The sequence below is a fragment of the Ectothiorhodospira shaposhnikovii genome, assembly GCF_047222355.1.
Lineage (GTDB): Bacteria > Pseudomonadota > Gammaproteobacteria > Ectothiorhodospirales > Ectothiorhodospiraceae > Ectothiorhodospira.
On the sequence record NZ_CP178333.1, the window covers coordinates 812,501 to 830,409 of the forward strand.

The following is a 17,909-nucleotide window of genomic DNA, read 5'->3' on the forward strand; positions in this document are numbered from 1 at the left end:
AACCTCGTCCTGTGATCCAGGACAGGGACCGTGTGTGGTGGGTAGTTTGACTGGGGCGGTCTCCTCCCAAAGAGTAACGGAGGAGCGCGAAGGTACCCTCAGCGCGGTCGGAAATCGCGCACTGAGTGCAAAGGCACAAGGGTGCTTGACTGCGAGACAGACACGTCGAGCAGGTGCGAAAGCAGGTCTTAGTGATCCGGTGGTTCTGAATGGAAGGGCCATCGCTCAACGGATAAAAGGTACTCCGGGGATAACAGGCTGATACCGCCCAAGAGTCCATATCGACGGCGGTGTTTGGCACCTCGATGTCGGCTCATCACATCCTGGGGCTGAAGCAGGTCCCAAGGGTATGGCTGTTCGCCATTTAAAGTGGTACGCGAGCTGGGTTTAGAACGTCGTGAGACAGTTCGGTCCCTATCTGCCGTGGGCGTCGGAGATTTGAGAGGGTCTGCTCCTAGTACGAGAGGACCGGAGTGGACGTACCTCTGGTGTTCCGGTTGTCACGCCAGTGGCATTGCCGGGTAGCTACGTACGGACGGGATAACCGCTGAAAGCATCTAAGCGGGAAGCCTTCCTCAAGATGAGATCTCCCTGGGCACTTGATGCCCCTCAAGGGTCGTCGAAGACTACGACGTTGATAGGCGGGATGTGGAAGCGCAGTAATGTGTGAAGCTAACCCGTACTAATTGCCCGTGAGGCTTGACCATATAACACCCAAGCAGTTTGAGGTGTGTAGTTGCAACGACATGACATGCCTGATGTTTTCCCGATTTTGCCGATGTTGAGTTGATCAGCATCAGCGTCAGTTTTGCCTGGCGGCCATGGCGAACCGGAACCACCCGATCCCATCTCGAACTCGGAAGTGAAACGGTTCAGCGCCGATGATAGTGTGGGGCCTCCCCATGTGAAAGTAGGTCACTGCCAGGCACCTATTCCAAAACCCCGATCGGGAAACCGGTCGGGGTTTTTTCTTGCCTCTCATTCCACCTCCGTCTCGTCATTCCCGCCCCGCGTCATTCCCGCCACCCCTCCGTCATTCCCGCGAACGCGGGAATCCAGTGACAGGGCAGAAAACCCTGGACTCCCGCTTGCGCGGGAGTGACGAATAAAGTGGCCCCCCTCGTCAAGACAGAAAGAACGCGGGAATGACGAAGGAATGATGACGATAGAGGTGGGACCATCACAGGCGGAAGGTCTTCCCTACAGCTTTTTCTCTCCCAGCAGGGCGGCGGCCTCGCCGGTCAGGCGACCGTTGCGGGCGCAGTCGTTCATGGCAATGCCCCGGTAGGCGTTGCCGGTCAGGTGCAGCCCCGGATAACGGCCCACATGGGCCATCAGACGATCCATGGCCTCGATATGGCCCACCGGGTAGCCAGGCAGGCCCCGCGGCCATTTCTTCACGAACTGCACGTCAGGCGTGACATCGATCCCCAGGGCCTTGGTGACGCCGTCCCGGGCGTGGGCAATGAGGGCGTCGTCGTCCAGATCCACCATGTGTGGATCCCGTTGTCCACCCAGCATCACGCGCACGCATTTCATGCCTTCCGGCGCCCGGTCCGGGAAGATGGAGCTGTCCCAGAGGATGCCCAGGAAGGGCATGCGGGCGGCGGCGGTGGTCAGCACGCCGAAGCCGTCCAGGGGGTGGTCCAGATGCTTCCAGCCAAAGCCCACCACGGCAATGGGGGCATAGTTGACCGCATCCAGCTGCTGTTCCAGCTCTCGGTCCAGTCCGGCCAGGATGCGGGCGGCGGCGTAAGCCGGCACGGCCAGGATCACTTGGTCCACGGTGCTCGACTTGTCGCCGGCCTCGACCCGGAACCCCTTGCCTTCCTGAACCACGGCTTCCACCGGTGTGCCCAGATGCCATTCTGCCTTGATGGTCTTGTGAAGGTGTTCGGTCAGGGCGTTCATGCCGCCCTTGAAGCTCATCAGTACGCCGCCGGGGCCGGCGCTCTGCTTGCGGCGGGCGATCATGCCCTTGAACAGGCCGCCGTGCTTGCGTTCCAGCTCCGTCACCAGGGGGAAGGCCGCCTTCACGGAGACCCGGTCGGCGGTGGTGCCATAGATGCCGGCGGTCATGGCATCCAGAAAGATGTCGGTGAATGCCTTGCCCAGACGACGGTAGCCGAAGGACTGCAGGGTCTCGTCGCTATCGTCCCGCTTGGGACGAATGAACACCTCGCCCATCACCCGCAGTTTCTGCGGCCAGTTGAGCAGTTCGGTCTTGAGAAACTTGCCCGGAGAGTCGGGCATGGGGTGCATTCGATCGGTATAAATGAAGCGTCTGCGGGAGGCATCCTGACTGCGCATGAGTACGTCACCGGCGCCGCAGTCCGTGACCAGTTGCAGCATGTCCGGCTTGTTGCTCAGAAAGCCGTTGCCGCCTTCCTCGAAGCGAAACCCCTCGATGTCGATGGTGTGCAGGGTGCCGCCCACGTGGGGATTGGCTTCATAGATGACGATGTCCGCATCGCTCCGGGCGCGTTGCAGATAAAAGGCCGTGGCCAGACCGCTGATACCGGCCCCGATAATGGCTACCCGCATGGGTGTCTCCCTTTCTATTCTCTATATCTGTGTCGAAATGGCCATGCGGGCTGTCATGCCCGGCATGGGTTGATGATGATCAAGTCATGTGCCGCGATGCCCGGCCAGTCACTGGCTTGCGGAGGCGGCCGGTTTGCGGGCGATGAACCGCGTCGAAATCCCCAGGAATTCATCTTGCACCTCCACCAGCTCAAACCCGGCCCGGGTGAGCATGTCACACAGCTGTTCCGTGCTCATGAAGCCCTGGATGGACTCCGGCAGATAGGTGTAGGCTTCCTTGTCCCGGGAAATCATGGCGCCGACACGGGGCAGTACCTGACTCATGTAGAGACGATTCATCCGGTCCATCAGGGTGAGTTTTTCACGGCTCATGAACTCCAGGATCACCGCCAGCCCGCCCGGTGCCAGCACCCGGTGAAATTCCCTCAGGGCACCCTCCACGTCCACCACGTTGCGAATGCCGTAGCTGATGCTGATCAGGTCGGCGCTGTCGTCCTCCAGAGGCAGGGCAGTGGCCGGTGCCTCCATGAACGTCACGTCATCCACCTTCCCGCGTGCCAGTTCCAGCATGCCCACGGCCGGATCCACGCCGGTGACCCGTTCGATGGTGGTGCCCTGGGATGCGGCTGCTTCGCGCCAGAACAGGATCAGGTCACCGGTGCCGGTGGCCACATCCACCAGATGGCGCACCGGACCGCCATGAATTTTCATGGCGGCCCGGCAACCGTTGCGTCGCCACTGCCGGTCCACCCCGAAGCTGAGAATGCGATTCAGCCTGTCATAGGTGGGAGAGATGTCGTTGAACATCTGAATGATGCGTTGCTGTTTGTCCATGCAGGGTTGTTCCGATCAAGGGAATGGGGGGATGTCAGGTCTTCGAACCGGACGAGCCGTTGCGGGAATCCAGCGCTCGGGCATTGATCAGGGAGCGGCGGATACGTTCGAAGGCCTGACGACTGATGTGATGGATGATCGGTTTGGCCACCCGGCCCACGGTCTTGTCCAGCAGCCGGGTGGGTAGATGATATTCGATGGTCAGTTGCACCCGGGTGCCGCCGGGGACGGAGGAAAACCGATAGTGTCCGGTATTGCGGATGCCGCTCAGGGACTGCCAGCGGATCATGTGCGGTGGATCCTCGTCGATGATGGTCACGTCCCAGTGAAAGACCATGCCGTTGGCGCGGACCTGCCAGCGATAGGTCTTGTCGTCCAGCGGAGTGACGGATTCCACGGCGTCGGCATAGCGGGGGAATTCATCCACCCGCCGGATCATCCCGAAGACTTCCTCCTGGTCCGCGGGAAACAGCATGTCATGATCAACGACCGGCATCTGATAATCAGCTCCCATGAACGGCGGGACGAATCATGCCCCGCGTGGTTATGTCAAAGACCATCGGACGGGTCAAGCGGCCCGGACCCTTCCGGCGATCCCCTCGGCCAATCCCTTGAAGACAAAGGCGTGGGCCGGTGCCATCAGGTACCAGTACAGCAGCCCCCACACGCCGGCCGGGTGCCAGTAGTTGGTGACGGTGATCCGGGTGCCCGGCGCCTCCGGTGACAATTCGATTTCCAGCACACCCGCCCCGGGGGCGCGCATGCCGAATCCCAGGGTGAGGCGTCGTTCCGGTTCAATGGCCATCACCCGCCAGGAGTCCACCATGTCGCCGAGGCGCAGCTCGGTCGGATGACGGCGACCGTAGTTGCGGCCGGGGCCTCCCAGCAGCCAGTCGATGCCTTCCCGGATCCTCCACAGGAGTTCATGGGCAAAGTAGCGGTTTTCCCCGCCGATGCGACGGACCACCTCCCAGACCTGATCCGGGGTGGCCTCCACCAGGGCACTGCCGGAAGCCTGTTTGGCGTAATAGGCGTAGTCCACCCGGTAGTCGCGGAACATGAACGCCCCTTCGGTCCAGCGGGCGGCGACTCCGTGGGATTTTTCAGCCTCGAAGGTGGCGCGCACCGCGGTACGAAAATCCATCAGCGCCTGGGGCATGAGGCGGCGGGTCAGTGCATCATCGGCCACATAGTCTTCCTTGAGGCCCTCGATCAGGGCCTGAGCAATGGAGGTGGGCACCGAGGTGACCAGACGCAGCCAGTAGGAGGAGGGTTTCGGTGAGAGCAGGGGGACCGGGATGATCCGGGGTGGCGTGCGCCCGGCCTCCTCGGCCAGGATGCGCATCATGTCTGCGTAGGTGAGGTATTCGGGACCGCCGGTATCCAGAATCTCGCCGGCGGCCTCCGGGATCCGGGGGGCGCGCTCCAGGTAGTCGAGCAGATTCTCCAGAGCGATGGGCGGTGAGGTGCGGGAGACCCATTTCGGGGTGACCATGACCGGCAGGTGCAGGACCAGATCACGCATCACTTCAAAGGCCGCCGAACCGGGGCCGACGATGATCCCGGCCCGCAATTCGGTGACCGGGACGCTGCCCTTGCGCAGCTCGTCACCGGTCAGGCGTCGGGAGACGATGTGCTCGCTGCGTGCCGAGTCCGGGGCCAGCCCGCCCAGATAGACGATGCGCCGGACCCCGGCCTCGGCGGCGGCACGGGCGAAATGTCTCGCCGCTTCCAGGTCCAGGCGCCCGAAGGACTTGCCGGCCCCCATGGAGTGGACCAGATAGTAAGCGACCTGGACATCCTTGAGGGCCGGCCCCAGGGTCTCGGGCTTGAGGGCATCGGCCGGGACCAGTTCGGCACCGGTCCAGCCCCGGGCCTCCAGTACCTTCAGCGTGCGCGAAGAGGCCCGAACCCGGGTGCCGCGGGCCAGCAGGCGGGGTACCAGGTTACTGCCGATGTAGCCGCTGGCACCGAACACCAGGGTGAGGGCATTCGGACCGATCGAGTCGTCCGCGGAAGGACTCAAGGTGCCGGGCGTCGCCATGGGGGATCTCCGGTGAGGGATTGTCATCGTACTATACGGGGTTTTTCTCCCTGAGCATCACTGTCAGTCGACAGACGCAGATCGTGGTTCCCGTCTCGTCTTCCAGTTGGATGTCCCATACCTGGGTACTGCGTCCCCGGTGCAGGGGGCGGGCACAGCCCAGGACCCGACCGTGGCGGACGGACTTGAGGTGGCTGGCGCTGATCTCCATGCCGGCGGCCACCCAGCCTGGCGGGGCCGCCAGATTGGAGGCCACGCTGCCCAGGGTTTCGGCCAGGGCCACGGAGGCGCCGCCATGGAGCAGGCCATGGGGTTGTCGGGTGCGTGCATCCACCGGCAGCGTGCCGAACAGGGCCGTGTCCGTGATCCGGGTGATCTCGATCCCCAGGGCTTCCATGAGGGTCCCCTGGTGGGCGGCATTGATGGCCTGCAGATCGATGGGGCGTTGCCAGAGGGACATGATCAGATTTCCCGGGGATGCATGACATTGGCCAGCCGGATCAGGTCGCGGCGTTGAATCTTGAGTCCGCTGGTGGGAGGCATGGGCAGGAAGGCCACCGGCACCATGAAGGGCTTGAGCCGTTCCCGCATCCAGGTGCGCAGGGCATGGGCATCCAGTTCCGTGCCGGACTGGATGAAGGCCACCGGGCGCTGGCCAAATTCCGCGTCCTGTCGCGGCACCACCACTGCACGGAGTATGTCGGGATGGGTATGCAGCAGTTGCTCGATGGCTTCCGGCTGGATGTTTTCCCCGCCGCTGATGAACTGGTTGTCGAGCCGCCCCACCACATGGAAACGGCCGTTTTCCCAGCGACCCAGGTCGCGGGTATGGAACCAGCCCTCTTCATCGGTCGCGGGGAGGATGCGTCCCGCGTCCCGATACCCGAGGAACAGGGTGTCACCGCGGACCAGGATCTCGCCGGTTTCGGCCAGCCGGCATTCCCGATGAGGCAGGATGCGGGCCGGTCCCTCCGGGGGTTGGGTGATCACCTGGGAACTCATCTCGGTCAGGCCATAGCTGGTCCAGCAGGGCAGGTTCTGCCGGCGTGCCTGCTCCAGCAATGAGTCACGGACCGGCCCGCCCCCCAGGAGCAGGTACCGCAGGCTGGAGGGAGGCGGGCCGCTTTGTTGCAGCAGGCGGTGCAACTGGGTTTCCACCATGGAGACATGGGTCACGCCCATGTGCATCAGGAAACCGGTATCCTCGGCGCGCCCGTCCAGCACCAGGGCGGCCCCCCCCATCAGACAGCGAAACACGATGGCCAGTCCACCCACATGGTGGGTGGGCAGGGACAGCAGGTATCGGTCCCCCGGCCGCAGGGGAATGCGTGTCGCGGCCCCCGCGGCGCTGAGCGCATGGTTGGCGTAGCTGTGGACGGCCAGCTTCGGTTGCCCGGTGGAGCCGGAGGTCAGAATGCCGGTGCAGGGGGTGTGCGGCTGAAATTGACGGCGCAGTTCCGGGGGAGGGGATGCCGGGGACGGGACGATCACATCCCGTTCGGTCGTATCGGTCGGTTGCAGGGGCTGCCCTGGTTCCCGTACCAGCCAGTGAACACCCTGTTGCCGCAGCAGGGCATGCAACGGGGTTTCCGGCATGGCCGGATTGACCGGCAACAGACAGGCGCCGCTGCGCAGAACGGCCAGCAGGTCGATGATGCCGTCAATCGTGGTCCGGGTCCGCAGGGCGATCCAGTCTCCACCCTGCACGCCCTGGGCCAGAAAGGTCATGGCCCGATGATCCACCCGCGTTTCCAGTTCGGCGAAGCTCAGGCTGTCTTCCGGGGTGATGATGGCGAGGGTCCCGGCATGACGCCTGCCTGCCTGCCATAGCAGGCAGGGCACGTCGGCATGGGGCGGGGTGTGTTTCATGTCCAGCATCCAAGGTATTCCAGTTCAGCGTGTGGTGTGACCGGCAATGTACGATGTTCCGGTTGGCTGAGGATGGGCGTCAGCAGCGCCCGGGCAAATATACCGAAGGTATCCAGGCCCTGTGGACCCCGCAGATCCCAGTCATGGACCAGGCGCGCGTGGAAGTCCAGGGTGAGGTTGCTTTCATAGGCCGCGCTCAGAACGACGGGAATGCCAAGCTGGCGGGCTTGCTGTATCAGCATGCCGGCGCGGCTCAGGCCGGTGAGCATGGGCTTGACGACCAGGGCACCCAGGCCCGGTGTCCGCAGATCGGGGGCCATGGTTTCTCTGAGGGTTTCATCCCAGGCAAAGGGGATGCCGGTACGGGACCACCATGACAGGTAGTCACTGCCTGCCGGCAGGGGTTCCTCGATGAACTGGATCCGTCGGTGGTCGATGGCGCGACAGAGTGTCTCGGCCTGTTCCAGGGTCCAGGAGCGATTGGCATCCAGGCGTAGCTGCTGCCCTTCCGTGAGCCGTGCCGTGACCCGGCGGATCCTGTCGATGTCCGTCGCCAGGGCGTCGCGCCCCACCTTGAGCTTGAAACAGGGGGATGCCCGATCCGCGGCAATGTCCAGGGCATCGTCATGGCGGATCAGACGGCAGCGGGGGACCGGAGCCGCCGGTGGCAATTGTCCGCTCCATTGCAGCCGTCCGGCTTCCAGGCCGAAACACACCTCCGGGGCGGTTTCCATCGGCAGACGCAGGAGGCGGTCGGGCAGGGGGCCGTCCTGTTCAAGGATCTGCCGGACCTGCTGATGACATCGGGCCAGCGTTGCCCGGCTGAAGCCGGGCAGGGGACTGATCTCGGACCAGAGGCTGTCCGCGCGGGGCCGACACCATTCCAGCAGCAGTCCCTCCCGTCGTGTCAGGGTGTGCCCCGGCATGGATAACGCCTGACGGAGGGGCAGGGAGAAACGCCAAAGCCGGATTTCATGGGGCGGGCATCCCTGCTGCCATGGGTTTTCCGTTCCCGTCGGCGGCACGACTTCAGGGCTGACGTCTGAATTTGCGGAAGTCGGGCTTGCGTTTCTCCAGGTAGGCGTTGCGGCCTTCCTGCCCCTCTTCGGTCATGTAGAAGAGCATGGTGGCGTTGCCGGCCAGTTCCTGGATGCCCGCCTGGCCATCGACCCCGGCATTGAAGGCGGACTTGAGCATGCGCAGGGCGATGGGGGAGTGCTCCAGGATCCGGCGGCACCAGGCCACGGTTTCCTGCTCCAGTTGCGCCAGCGGCACCACGGTGTTGACCAGCCCCATGTCCAGTGCTTCCCGGGCATCGTACTGCCGGCACAGGAACCAGATCTCCCGGGCCTTTTTCTGACCCACCACGCTGGCCATATAACTGGCGCCGAAGCCGCCGTCAAAGGAACCCACCTTGGGGCCGGTCTGGCCGAAGCGGGCATTGTCCGCGGCGATGCTCAGGTCGCAGATCAGATGCAGCACGTGGCCGCCGCCGATGGCATAGCCGGCCACCATGGCGATCACCGGCTTGGGGCAGGAGCGGATTTCCTTTTGCAGATCCAGCACGTTCAGATGATGCACGCCCTGTTCATCCTTGTAACCGGAATCCCCCCGGACCCGCTGGTCACCTCCGGAGCAGAAGGCCAGATCCCCCTGGCCGGTGAGGATGATGACACCGATCCCCTCGTCAAAGCGGGCATCGGACAGGGCCTGGCGCAGCTCCTTGACCGTGCGCGGGCGGAAGGCATTGCGGACTTCCGGCCGGTTGATGGTGATCTTCGCGATGCCTTCGGCCTTGTGATAGAGGATATCTTCATAAGGGGCCGAGTGGTCCTGCCAGTCCAGTGCCGGGATGATGGAAGACGCTGCTGTGCTCATGAGGATGCTTTACTCGTTTGGGTGAAATGCATGGGGTGGCAGACCCGTTCCATGACGGCGGCCACCTGCCCGGGGTCCTGAGCGTGGCAGTTATGCCCCAGGCCGTCCAGTTTGACAAGTTCAAGCCCGACGCAGGTGTCGGCCAGTGCCTGTCCCAAGGCACTGAACTTGGTGTCCTGTGCGCCCGCGATGAAAACCCGGGGACAGGTCAGTTCGGCCAGACCGGGGCGCAGGTCCGGCTGGCCACTCAGACTGGTGGCCAGCAACACCCGGGCCAGGGTGGCGGGGTCCTGGGCGGACCGAACCCGGATGAAGGCTTCCCGGCGAGCGGGTGCCAGGTCGGCAAACACCGGCTGTCGATACCAGTCTTCCAGGACCTGCGGCCAGGGCTCACGCGCCAGCCGCGTGGCCCAGTTTTCGTCATGGCGGCGGCGTGCCCGGCGCTCTGCCTCGGTTTCCAGCCCCGGATGGGCGCCCTCCAGGACGAGGGCGGCGATGGATTCGGGATGACGGGTTGCCAGCCAGGCGGCGATTCGCCCGCCCATGGAATAGCCCGCCAGGGCGATGCGGGCCGGCAGCAAGGGTGCCAGTTGCCGCCAGAACCGCTCACAGTACCCCTCGAAGTCCAGATCTGCCGGCAGGGGCTGACTTCCGTGCCCCGGCAGGTCCGGCAGCAGGCAGTGGTAACGATCCGACAGCAGGCGGGCCGTCCGTCGCCAGTCATCACCGCAACCCATGAAGCCGTGGAGCAGGACCAGGGTGGGGAGATGGGCGGCACCCAGCGCGCGGATGGGGGCTGGCCGGGTCATGTCTCGTAGCGGACGTCCACCAGGGCGCCGATCAGGCCCTTGATGATCCGGCTACTCTGGTTGGGGGGGAAGTTCAGTTCGATCAGGGTGACGCCGCCCTTGCGGCAGGCGTCGGTATAGGCCTTTTCGAAGCCGGCGGCCGAATCCGGGTTGGCGTAGGCCAGGCCGAACAGGGCTGCCGCATTGCGGAACGCAAGGCCGTGGGGCAGTTGGAACAGGGTCTGGAAATGCGACTTTTGCTCGGCGGCGGGCAGCAGGTTGAAGATGCCCCCACCGTCATTGTTCAGGACCACGATGATCAGCGGGTGGAAACACTGTTTCGCCAGTGCCAGGCTGTTCAGGTCATGGAGCAGGGACAGATCCCCGATCAGCAGGGTGGCCCCGGCCGGATGCCCCATGGCCAGTCCCATGGCCGTGGCCACCAGTCCGTCGATGCCGCTGGCCCCCCGGTTGGTGATGCAGCGATTGCCGCGTCCGGGACGGGCGACCATGTCCAGCAGTCGGATGCTCAGGCTGTTGCCGGGCAGCAGCAGCATGTCCTCCGGGATCGTCTCGGTGATGATGCGGGCCGCGGCCGGCTCCGAGAACGGATAGGTCAGTGCCAACGTCAGATGCTCGCCGAGCTGGGACTGCAGGGCGTCGATGCCCAGCCCTCGCTGGGGCGGGATCTGGATCTGGCCGCAGAACTCGGGAATCGAGGCCTGGATCTGGGTGGCCCGGTGCTCCGGGTCCAGACTGTCCTCATGGGGACTCACCAACCAGTACTGACCCTGGAAGCCTGCCAGCCATTGATTGATCCGCTTGCTGGTGATGCGGCCGCCGAACTGGATCACCTGATGCATGGCCTTGAAGCGGCGTCTGACATGGGTGATCGCCAGCAGCAGATCCGGGTGGGCCAGGACGCAGGGATGTTCCGTGAGCCGCAGCTGGCTGCCGATGTCGGCCAGGATGGGTACCGAGGACCGTTCGGCCAGGGCCAGGACCGCCGCGGCCTCGTCGGTATCCAGTTGCCCGGCGACGAATATCACCGGCTCCCTGAGCCGATGCAGGCTGAAGCCGGGCAATGGCGGCGGGGAGGATGCCACCGGTACCACGTCGGACAGCCAGGGGCCGAAGTCGACAGGCGCTTCGGTGCCGTAGAGTGGTTCCCGGAACGGGACATTGACATGCACGGGACCGCGTCCGGGTCCCTGGAGCCGGGCGAGGACCTTATCCAGCTGCTGGGCCAGCCAGCCGCCGGTCAGGGCGGCGTCGGGGGCCGGCAGATTCAGGGCTGCACGCACATGGTGCTGGAAGATGCCCGGTTGGACGATGGCCTGGTTGGCGCCGCAGCCCACCAGTTCCTCGGGACGATCGGCGGTGATCGCCACCAGGGGCTGATGGGTCTGGAAGGCCTCCACCAGGGCCGGATGCAGGTTGGGCACGGCGGTGCCCGAGGTGGTGATCAGGGCGACCGGGCGTCGCTTGGCCTTGCACAGCCCCAGTCCCAGGAAGGCCAGGCCACGTTCATCGAAGTGGGTATGCAACCGCAGCTCGGGATGGTCGTCCCGATAACGGGCCGCAGCCAGGGCCAAGGGGGCACTGCGACTGCCCGGGGCTAGGCAGATATCCCGTACCCCATGCTGATAAAGACGATCTATCAGCAGATGCGCCCATGCCTCATTGATGTGGGTGAACGGTGCCTCCATGACCGCCCCTCAGGATTCCAGCACGGCGAGGAAGGACTCGATCTTGGCCTCCAGTTCGTTCCATTCCGCGGCGGGGTCGGAGCCTTCCACGATACCGACGCCGGAGTAGCACAATGCCTGATTGCGATGGAGCAGGGTGGAGCGGATGGCCACGGCGAATTCCGAGCGCTGCGGACAGATCCTGCCGATCACGCCGCTGTACCAGCCCCGCCGGGCGGTCTCCTGACGGCTGATCAGATCCCGGGCCTCGCCGCGGGGAAAGCCGCAGACCGCCGGGGTGGGGTGCAGGGCCGCCAGCAACTGCTCGTCACGCACGTCCTCCCTGAGGGTGGCATGGATGGGCAGGTAGCGGTGCTGGATGCGATCCAGCTTGAAGACACCGGCCTGGGCCTGGGCGGGGCCTTCGATCTGGGTGATCCAGGGCGCGATCTGTTCACGTACATAGCGGGTGACCAGCTCATGCTCATGGATCAGCTTGGGATCTTGCAGCAGGACGCGTTCCAGGGCCGCGTCTTCCTGCGCCGTGCCGCCGCGGCGCACGGTGCCGGCCAGGGATTCGGTGAATACATGTCGGCCGGAACGACTGAACAGGCGCTCCGGGGAGCATCCCATGAACAGCCGTTCCCCATTTTCAATGGCAAAGCAGAAGCTGCCGGGATTGCTGCGATGCCAGCGTTCCAGGGTCAGAAAGGCCGGCGGGGATTCGTTCAGCTGCAGGTCCACCCGCCGGGCCAGTACCACCTTGCGGATGGGACCCTGGGCGATGTGGTTAAGGATGTTGCCGATGTGGCGGCTGCAGGTGTCGAAGTCCATGTGGTCGACGCGCCGGGTGATGCGCACGCTTGCCCGGGGGAGGCCGTCTGCCGGGGTCTGACGCAGTCGGCACAGGGCCGCGATGAGCCGGGTCTTGCGGGTCATGAAATCCCGTCGTGAGTCCGCCAGCAGATTCACTCCCAGGCGGCACTGGCCTCCCTGTCGTCGCAGCTCGACGGCCGGCAGCACGAAACGGGCCGCCGGAAACCCCTCCCAGTCGTCTTTCCCGGCCTGGCCGTCGAAGGAAAAGCCGCCGATGAAGGCCGTGGCCTGTCCGTCGAGGATGTCATGGATCCGGCGCAGCAGGGCAGGGTAGGCAGTGGCTTCCCGGGCGCTCAACGCCGCGGCGATGCCGATGCCGGCGATGCTTTCGTCCCCTTCCCGGTTCTGCCACAGGCTGCGCTCGCCGGCCGGCGCGGCCTGCAGCCAGCGGAAGGGGTTGGTCCGGGGGACGGGTACGCTCAGGTGCAGCAGATGGTCGCTGCGGAAGGACCAGTTCTTGATCCGGCCCAGCAGGGTTTCCACCGCCCCATGCAGGGGGCCTCCGGTATCCAGGCAGTCGCCTCCGGCATCTCGGCCCACGCCCGGAGTACCGGTGCCCAGGGGCTGGTCGAGTGATACCGGATATTGACTGACTGATGACACGGTACATCCTCTGAACAAGTGGCCGGCCTCGCACTCCCGTTCCGGACCGCCCGGCGGCTCCGGGGGGCGGGCAGGATCCGTCGCCGTCGTGAAGTGCCGCCCGCCAAAAATTATAAAAACCGGTGAATGGGGGCAGATATGACTTATATCACTTTGGATTGTGCCACAGGCGGGACGTTCCGAAACGCCGTGATGGCGACAGCATGGATCACCGGCGCAGGTATATGTTAATAAAAATGGGTTGCAAGTCAGTCCTGCTTGAAAGCCTGCCGCTCCAGCCCAATATCCAGGATTAATCTGACATAGTCTCAAGGGGTTTTGCCACCATGCGCATGGACAAATTCACCAGCAAGTTCCAGCTGGCACTGGCCGATGCCCAGTCCCTGGCCGTGGGCCGTGATCACCAGATGATCGAGCCGGTCCACCTGATGATCGCCCTGCTGGACCAGGCGGGGGGATCGGTGCGACCCCTGCTGGCTCAGAGCGGCGTCAATGTGAATCTGCTGCGGTCCCAGCTGGGGGAGGCCCTGGAGCGTCTGCCCAGCGTGGAGGGGGCGGCCGGTGACCTGCACATTTCCAACGACCTCGGCCGGTTGCTGAATCTGTGCGACAAGCTGGCCCAGGACCGCAAGGATCAGTTCATCTCTTCCGAACTGTTCGTGCTGGCAGCCCTGGAGCATCAGGGTCAACTGGGTGAACTGCTTCGCAAGACCGGCGCCACCAAGGGGGCCGTTGACAAGGCCATCCATGACCTGCGTGGTGGTCAGCGGGTGGATGACCCCAATGCGGAGGAGCAGCGCAAGGCCCTGGAAAAATACACCATCGATCTCACCGAGCGCGCCGAACAGGGCAAGCTGGACCCGGTGATCGGTCGCGACGAGGAGATCCGCCGCGCCATTCAGGTGCTGCAGCGGCGCACCAAGAACAACCCCGTCCTCATCGGCGAGCCCGGCGTGGGCAAGACCGCCATCGTCGAGGGGCTGGCCCAGCGTATCGTGGACGGCGAAGTGCCCGAGGGTCTGAAGGACCGGCGGTTGCTGTCCCTGGACATGGGGGCGCTCATCGCCGGGGCCAAGTTCCGTGGTGACTTCGAGGAGCGGCTCAAGGCGGTGCTCAGTGACCTGGCCAAGCAGGAGGGACGGGTGATCCTGTTCATCGACGAGCTGCACACCATGGTGGGCGCCGGCAAGGCGGAGGGATCCATGGACGCGGGCAACATGCTCAAGCCGGCCCTGGCGCGGGGAGAGCTCCACTGCATCGGCGCCACCACCCTGGACGAGTATCGCAAGTATGTGGAGAAGGACGCCGCCCTGGAGCGGCGCTTCCAGAAGGTGCTGGTGAACGAACCCAACGTGGAGGACACCATCGCCATCCTGCGTGGCCTCAAGGAGCGTTATGAGGTCCATCACGGGGTGGAGATCACCGATCCGGCCATTGTCGCCGCCGCGACCCTGTCTCATCGCTACATCACGGATCGCCAGCTGCCGGACAAGGCCATCGATCTGGTGGACGAGGCGGCCAGCCGCATCCGCATGGAGATCGACTCCAAGCCCGAGAGCATGGATCGCCTGGAGCGGCGTCTGATTCAGCTCAAGATCGAGCGCGAAGCCCTGAGAAAGGAATCCGACGAGGCTTCGCTCAAGCGCCTGGAGGCCCTGGAGGGGGAGATCGATCGCCTGGAGCGGGAGTATTCGGACCTGGACGAGATCTGGAAGGCGGAAAAGGCCGCCCTGTCCGGCACCGCCTCCATCAAGGAAGAACTGGAGCGGGCCCGGTTGGAGCTGGAGACCGCGCGCCGGGCCGGCGACCTGGGACGCATGTCCGAGCTGCAATACGGTCGCATTCCCGAGCTGGAACGGCAGCTGGACATGGCCGCCCAGGCGGAAATGCACGAGATGCGGTTGTTGCGCAACAAGGTGACCGACGAGGAGATTGCCGAGGTGGTTTCCCGCTGGACCGGCATCCCTGTTGCCAAGATGTTGGAAGGGGAGCGGGAGAAGCTGCTGCGCATGGAGGAGGCCCTCACCCGGCGCGTGGTGGGGCAGGACGAGGCAGTCAGGGCCGTGGCCGATGCCATCCGCAGGGCACGGGCGGGGCTTTCCGATCCCAACCGCCCCAATGGCTCCTTCCTGTTCCTGGGGCCGACCGGGGTGGGCAAGACCGAGCTGACCAAGGCCCTGGCCGCATTCCTGTTCGACACCGACGAGGCCATGGTGCGCATCGACATGTCGGAGTTCATGGAGAAACATTCCGTGGCCCGGCTCATCGGCGCGCCTCCGGGGTACGTGGGCTACGAGGAAGGTGGCTACCTGACCGAGGCAGTCAGGCGCAAGCCCTACTCGGTGATCCTGCTGGACGAGGTGGAAAAGGCCCATCCGGACGTCTTCAACGTGCTGTTGCAGGTGCTGGATGACGGTCGTCTCACCGACGGCCAGGGCCGTACGGTGGATTTTCGCAACAGCGTGATCGTGATGACCTCCAATCTGGGATCCCAGCTGATTCAGGAGATGGCCGGCGAGGAACACTATGATCAGATGAAGGCGGCGGTGATGGAGGTGGTCGGCACCCATTTCCGTCCCGAGTTCATCAATCGGGTGGACGAGGTGGTGGTCTTCCATCCCCTGGGTCGGGATCAGATCCGGGCCATCACCACCATTCAGTTGGATTATCTGCGTCGTCGCCTGGCGGATCGCGACCTGCGACTGACGGTATCCGAGGCGGCCCTGGATCGCCTGGGCGAAGCCGGGTTCGACCCGGTCTACGGCGCCCGCCCCTTGAAGCGGGCGATTCAGCAGCAGCTGGAAAATCCGCTGGCCCAGCGCATCCTGCGGGGCGAGTACGGCCCCGGGGATGTGGTGGCGGTGGATTGTGCCGGGGAGGGGCTGACCTTCGGCAATGATCGCGATATGCTTCGCCCATGAGCGAGACACTGCAACTATCAGGTGAACTGGTCCAGCAACTGCAGGAAGTGCTGGCCGGCCACGACCCGCGCTGCGGGGATCCTTTGGTGGCGGTCCAGTACATGGCCGCCGTCACCGGCTACCTGCTGGCCTGCCAGCACGTGCCGGATGATCGACGCCGGGAGTTTCTGGAGCAACTGCAGGCCTTCATGGGAAGCGTGTTCGAGGACGTGGTGGCACAGCAGCGTCAGGTGCCGCCGGAGCCTGCCCACGCCCCCCAGGAGGCCTTCGGTATCTGGCGCCCGGGCGATCCGTGAATGCCGGACGACCCTTGCCTCAGGGTGGCGTCCGGCGGCCCTTGTTGGCCTTCATCAGCGCCCGGAGCATGGCTTCCTGCTGATTGAAAGAGGCCGGTTGCGCCCCGGTGCTCCGCTCTTCTCGCGGATCCGGTTCTTCTCCTCGTCCTTGATAACCCGGCGGCGGCCGATGATCCGGCCGCAGGAAATGGCGCATGCGCAGGGTCTTGTTGAGGTGCGTGACGCGGCGGTCGATCCAGAACAGATCGAAAATCGCGCCGCCCAGCAGACCCAGGGCCGGTAGCAGCAGCCAGATCCCGGCACCGATGGGCAGGCCCAACAGCAGGCTCAGACTCAGGATCAGGTAGGCAATCCCGCCGAGGGGTTCCTTCAGATAGAATCGATGCAGGCCCAGCGGGAAAGCGGCCATCAGGGCATAGGCAACGACAGGGCGGCGCATGTCGCGGATGTATTCGGCATTCATCTGCTGCAGACCGGCCCCCTTGAGGTCCAGCTGCCTCCAAGCCTTGCTCATGCATACCCTCCCGTTGCAGTCACCATACCCAATCATCAGAGTGTAGGACGAAATCAGGGATATCCCATCATGGCTGACCGACGACTTCAGGTGTTCTATACGGTGGCGCGACTTTTGTCGTTCACCAAGGCGGCGGAGGCCCTGCACATGACCCAACCGGCAGTCACCTTTCAGGTCCGCCAGTTGGAGGAACACTTCAATACGCGCTTGTTCGATCGTACCCACAACCGGGTCAGTCTCACCGAGGCGGGACGCACTGCCTACGGGTATGCCGAGCGCATCTTCGAGGCCTACACGGAGATGGACAACGCCATTCGGGAGATCACCGGCGATGTCACCGGCGCACTGACCCTGGGGGCCAGCACTACCATCGCCGAGTACATGCTTCCGGCCTTGCTGGGTAACTTCAAGAAGAAGTATCCGGAAGTGAACCTGCGCCTGAAGGTGTCCAATTCCGAGGGGATCGTCTCCATGGTGGAGAACAACATCATCGACCTTGGCGTGGTGGAAGGCCCCGTGTCCAACCGCAACCTGCAGGTGGAGATGTGCCGACTGGATCAACTGGTGGTCATTGTCCCGCCCTCCCACCCCCTGGCGAAGAAGGACTGCCTGAGCATCGAAGAGATCCTGCCGTTCCCCTTCATTTGTCGGGAAGAGGGCTCGGGCACCCGCGAGGTGATCATGGATTATCTGGTCGCCCAGGACGTGGATCGCAACGGCCTGGCCATCTGTCTGGAACTGGGCAGCCCCGAGGCGATCAAAGGAGCTGTCGAGGCCGGCATGGGGGTCTCCATCCTCTCCCGTTCCACCATCGACAAGGAACTGGCCCTGGAACGTCTGGTGGGCATCCCGCTGGAGCCGCCCCTGACGCGACAGTTTTCGTTCGTGCATCAGCGCCAGAAGTTCCGCTTGCGGGCCATGGAGGAACTCCTGTCCTTCGCCCGTGATTACTGCGAAACCCAGTCCGCTGCCGAGGAGGAGCGCTGTCCGTCTTCCTGACCGGTCCCCGCCCAGGATCCGGTGCTTCAGGCCGCGAGACCCTGCAAGGGAGTCC

15 protein-coding genes and 2 rRNA genes (1 of these 17 cut by a window edge) are annotated in these 17,909 nt (G+C 64.4%); 5 read left to right on the plus strand and 12 right to left on the minus strand.

Going from position 1 to position 17,909, the window contains the following annotated elements; genetic code table 11:
• Window positions 1–707 (plus strand): 23S ribosomal RNA (locus ACLF6L_RS03695) (it extends 2,180 nt beyond the left edge of the window).
• Window positions 708–811: 104 nt separating this feature from the next.
• Window positions 812–927: ribosomal RNA gene (gene rrf / locus ACLF6L_RS03700) — 5S ribosomal RNA — on the plus strand.
• 273 nt (window positions 928–1,200) lie between these two features.
• On the opposite strand, the gene hemG is transcribed toward rrf, so the two are convergent.
• The 11 genes from hemG to ACLF6L_RS03755 form a co-directional block, all read right to left on the minus strand.
• Window positions 1,201–2,544 (minus strand): protoporphyrinogen oxidase, encoded by a 1,344-nt coding sequence (gene hemG, locus ACLF6L_RS03705; protein ID WP_008930603.1) that lies wholly within the window; start codon window positions 2,542–2,544, stop codon window positions 1,201–1,203.
• A 108-nt stretch (window positions 2,545–2,652) separates the two neighbouring features.
• Window positions 2,653–3,378 (minus strand): bifunctional demethylmenaquinone methyltransferase/2-methoxy-6-polyprenyl-1,4-benzoquinol methylase UbiE, encoded by a 726-nt coding sequence (ubiE, locus tag ACLF6L_RS03710; protein ID WP_238617702.1) that lies wholly within the window; start codon window positions 3,376–3,378, stop codon window positions 2,653–2,655.
• Between the two features lie 34 nt (window positions 3,379–3,412).
• Window positions 3,413–3,874, minus strand: a complete 462-nt coding sequence (locus ACLF6L_RS03715) for an SRPBCC family protein (protein WP_238617701.1) — start codon at window positions 3,872–3,874, stop codon at window positions 3,413–3,415.
• 72 nt (window positions 3,875–3,946) lie between these two features.
• Window positions 3,947–5,422, minus strand: a complete 1,476-nt coding sequence (locus ACLF6L_RS03720; RefSeq protein WP_412852389.1) for an SDR family oxidoreductase — start codon at window positions 5,420–5,422, stop codon at window positions 3,947–3,949.
• A gap of 31 nt (window positions 5,423–5,453) precedes the next feature.
• Window positions 5,454–5,882: a hotdog fold thioesterase gene (locus ACLF6L_RS03725; RefSeq protein WP_238617699.1), complete on the minus strand. Its 429-nt coding sequence runs from the start codon at window positions 5,880–5,882 to the stop codon at window positions 5,454–5,456.
• 2 nt (window positions 5,883–5,884) lie between these two features.
• A complete protein-coding gene (menE, locus tag ACLF6L_RS03730) occupies window positions 5,885–7,291 on the minus strand; it encodes an o-succinylbenzoate--CoA ligase (protein ID WP_412852390.1) in 1,407 nt (468 codons plus the stop codon).
• Window positions 7,288–8,217, minus strand: a complete 930-nt coding sequence (gene menC, locus ACLF6L_RS03735; protein ID WP_238617697.1) for an o-succinylbenzoate synthase — start codon at window positions 8,215–8,217, stop codon at window positions 7,288–7,290. Before menC ends, menE begins: the two co-directional genes overlap by 4 nt.
• 103 nt (window positions 8,218–8,320) lie before the next feature.
• Complete coding sequence (gene menB, locus ACLF6L_RS03740; protein WP_238617696.1) at window positions 8,321–9,169, minus strand: 1,4-dihydroxy-2-naphthoyl-CoA synthase; 849 nt, start codon at window positions 9,167–9,169, stop codon at window positions 8,321–8,323.
• A complete protein-coding gene (gene menH, locus ACLF6L_RS03745) occupies window positions 9,166–9,978 on the minus strand; it encodes a 2-succinyl-6-hydroxy-2,4-cyclohexadiene-1-carboxylate synthase (protein WP_412852391.1) in 813 nt (270 codons plus the stop codon). The genes menB and menH overlap by 4 nt, the downstream gene beginning before the upstream one ends.
• Window positions 9,975–11,666: a 2-succinyl-5-enolpyruvyl-6-hydroxy-3-cyclohexene-1-carboxylic-acid synthase gene (gene menD / locus ACLF6L_RS03750; protein WP_412852392.1), complete on the minus strand. Its 1,692-nt coding sequence runs from the start codon at window positions 11,664–11,666 to the stop codon at window positions 9,975–9,977. Before menD ends, menH begins: the two co-directional genes overlap by 4 nt.
• Before the next feature lie 9 nt (window positions 11,667–11,675).
• Window positions 11,676–13,124, minus strand: a complete 1,449-nt coding sequence (locus tag ACLF6L_RS03755) for an isochorismate synthase MenF (protein ID WP_238617693.1) — start codon at window positions 13,122–13,124, stop codon at window positions 11,676–11,678.
• 326 nt (window positions 13,125–13,450) lie between these two features.
• On the opposite strand from ACLF6L_RS03755, the gene clpB reads away from it, so the two are divergent.
• Both clpB and ACLF6L_RS03765 read left to right on the plus strand, forming a co-directional pair.
• Window positions 13,451–16,045 carry an ATP-dependent chaperone ClpB gene (clpB, locus tag ACLF6L_RS03760; RefSeq protein ID WP_412852393.1) on the plus strand — a complete coding sequence of 865 codons (2,595 nt, stop codon included), beginning with the start codon at window positions 13,451–13,453 and terminating at the stop codon, window positions 16,043–16,045.
• Window positions 16,042–16,341, plus strand: coding sequence for a hypothetical protein (locus ACLF6L_RS03765; protein ID WP_238617691.1), 300 nt, complete (start codon window positions 16,042–16,044; stop codon window positions 16,339–16,341). The genes clpB and ACLF6L_RS03765 overlap by 4 nt, the downstream gene beginning before the upstream one ends.
• A gap of 19 nt (window positions 16,342–16,360) precedes the next feature.
• Here the strand turns inward: ACLF6L_RS03765 and ACLF6L_RS03770 are convergent, their stop codons facing one another.
• Window positions 16,361–16,855: a TM2 domain-containing protein gene (locus tag ACLF6L_RS03770; RefSeq protein ID WP_412852394.1), complete on the minus strand. Its 495-nt coding sequence runs from the start codon at window positions 16,853–16,855 to the stop codon at window positions 16,361–16,363.
• Between the two features lie 69 nt (window positions 16,856–16,924).
• Between ACLF6L_RS03770 and ACLF6L_RS03775 the strand changes: the two genes are divergently transcribed.
• Window positions 16,925–17,854 carry a selenium metabolism-associated LysR family transcriptional regulator gene (locus tag ACLF6L_RS03775; protein WP_238617689.1) on the plus strand — a complete coding sequence of 310 codons (930 nt, stop codon included), beginning with the start codon at window positions 16,925–16,927 and terminating at the stop codon, window positions 17,852–17,854.
• The last annotated feature ends 55 nt before the right edge of the window (window positions 17,855–17,909 follow it).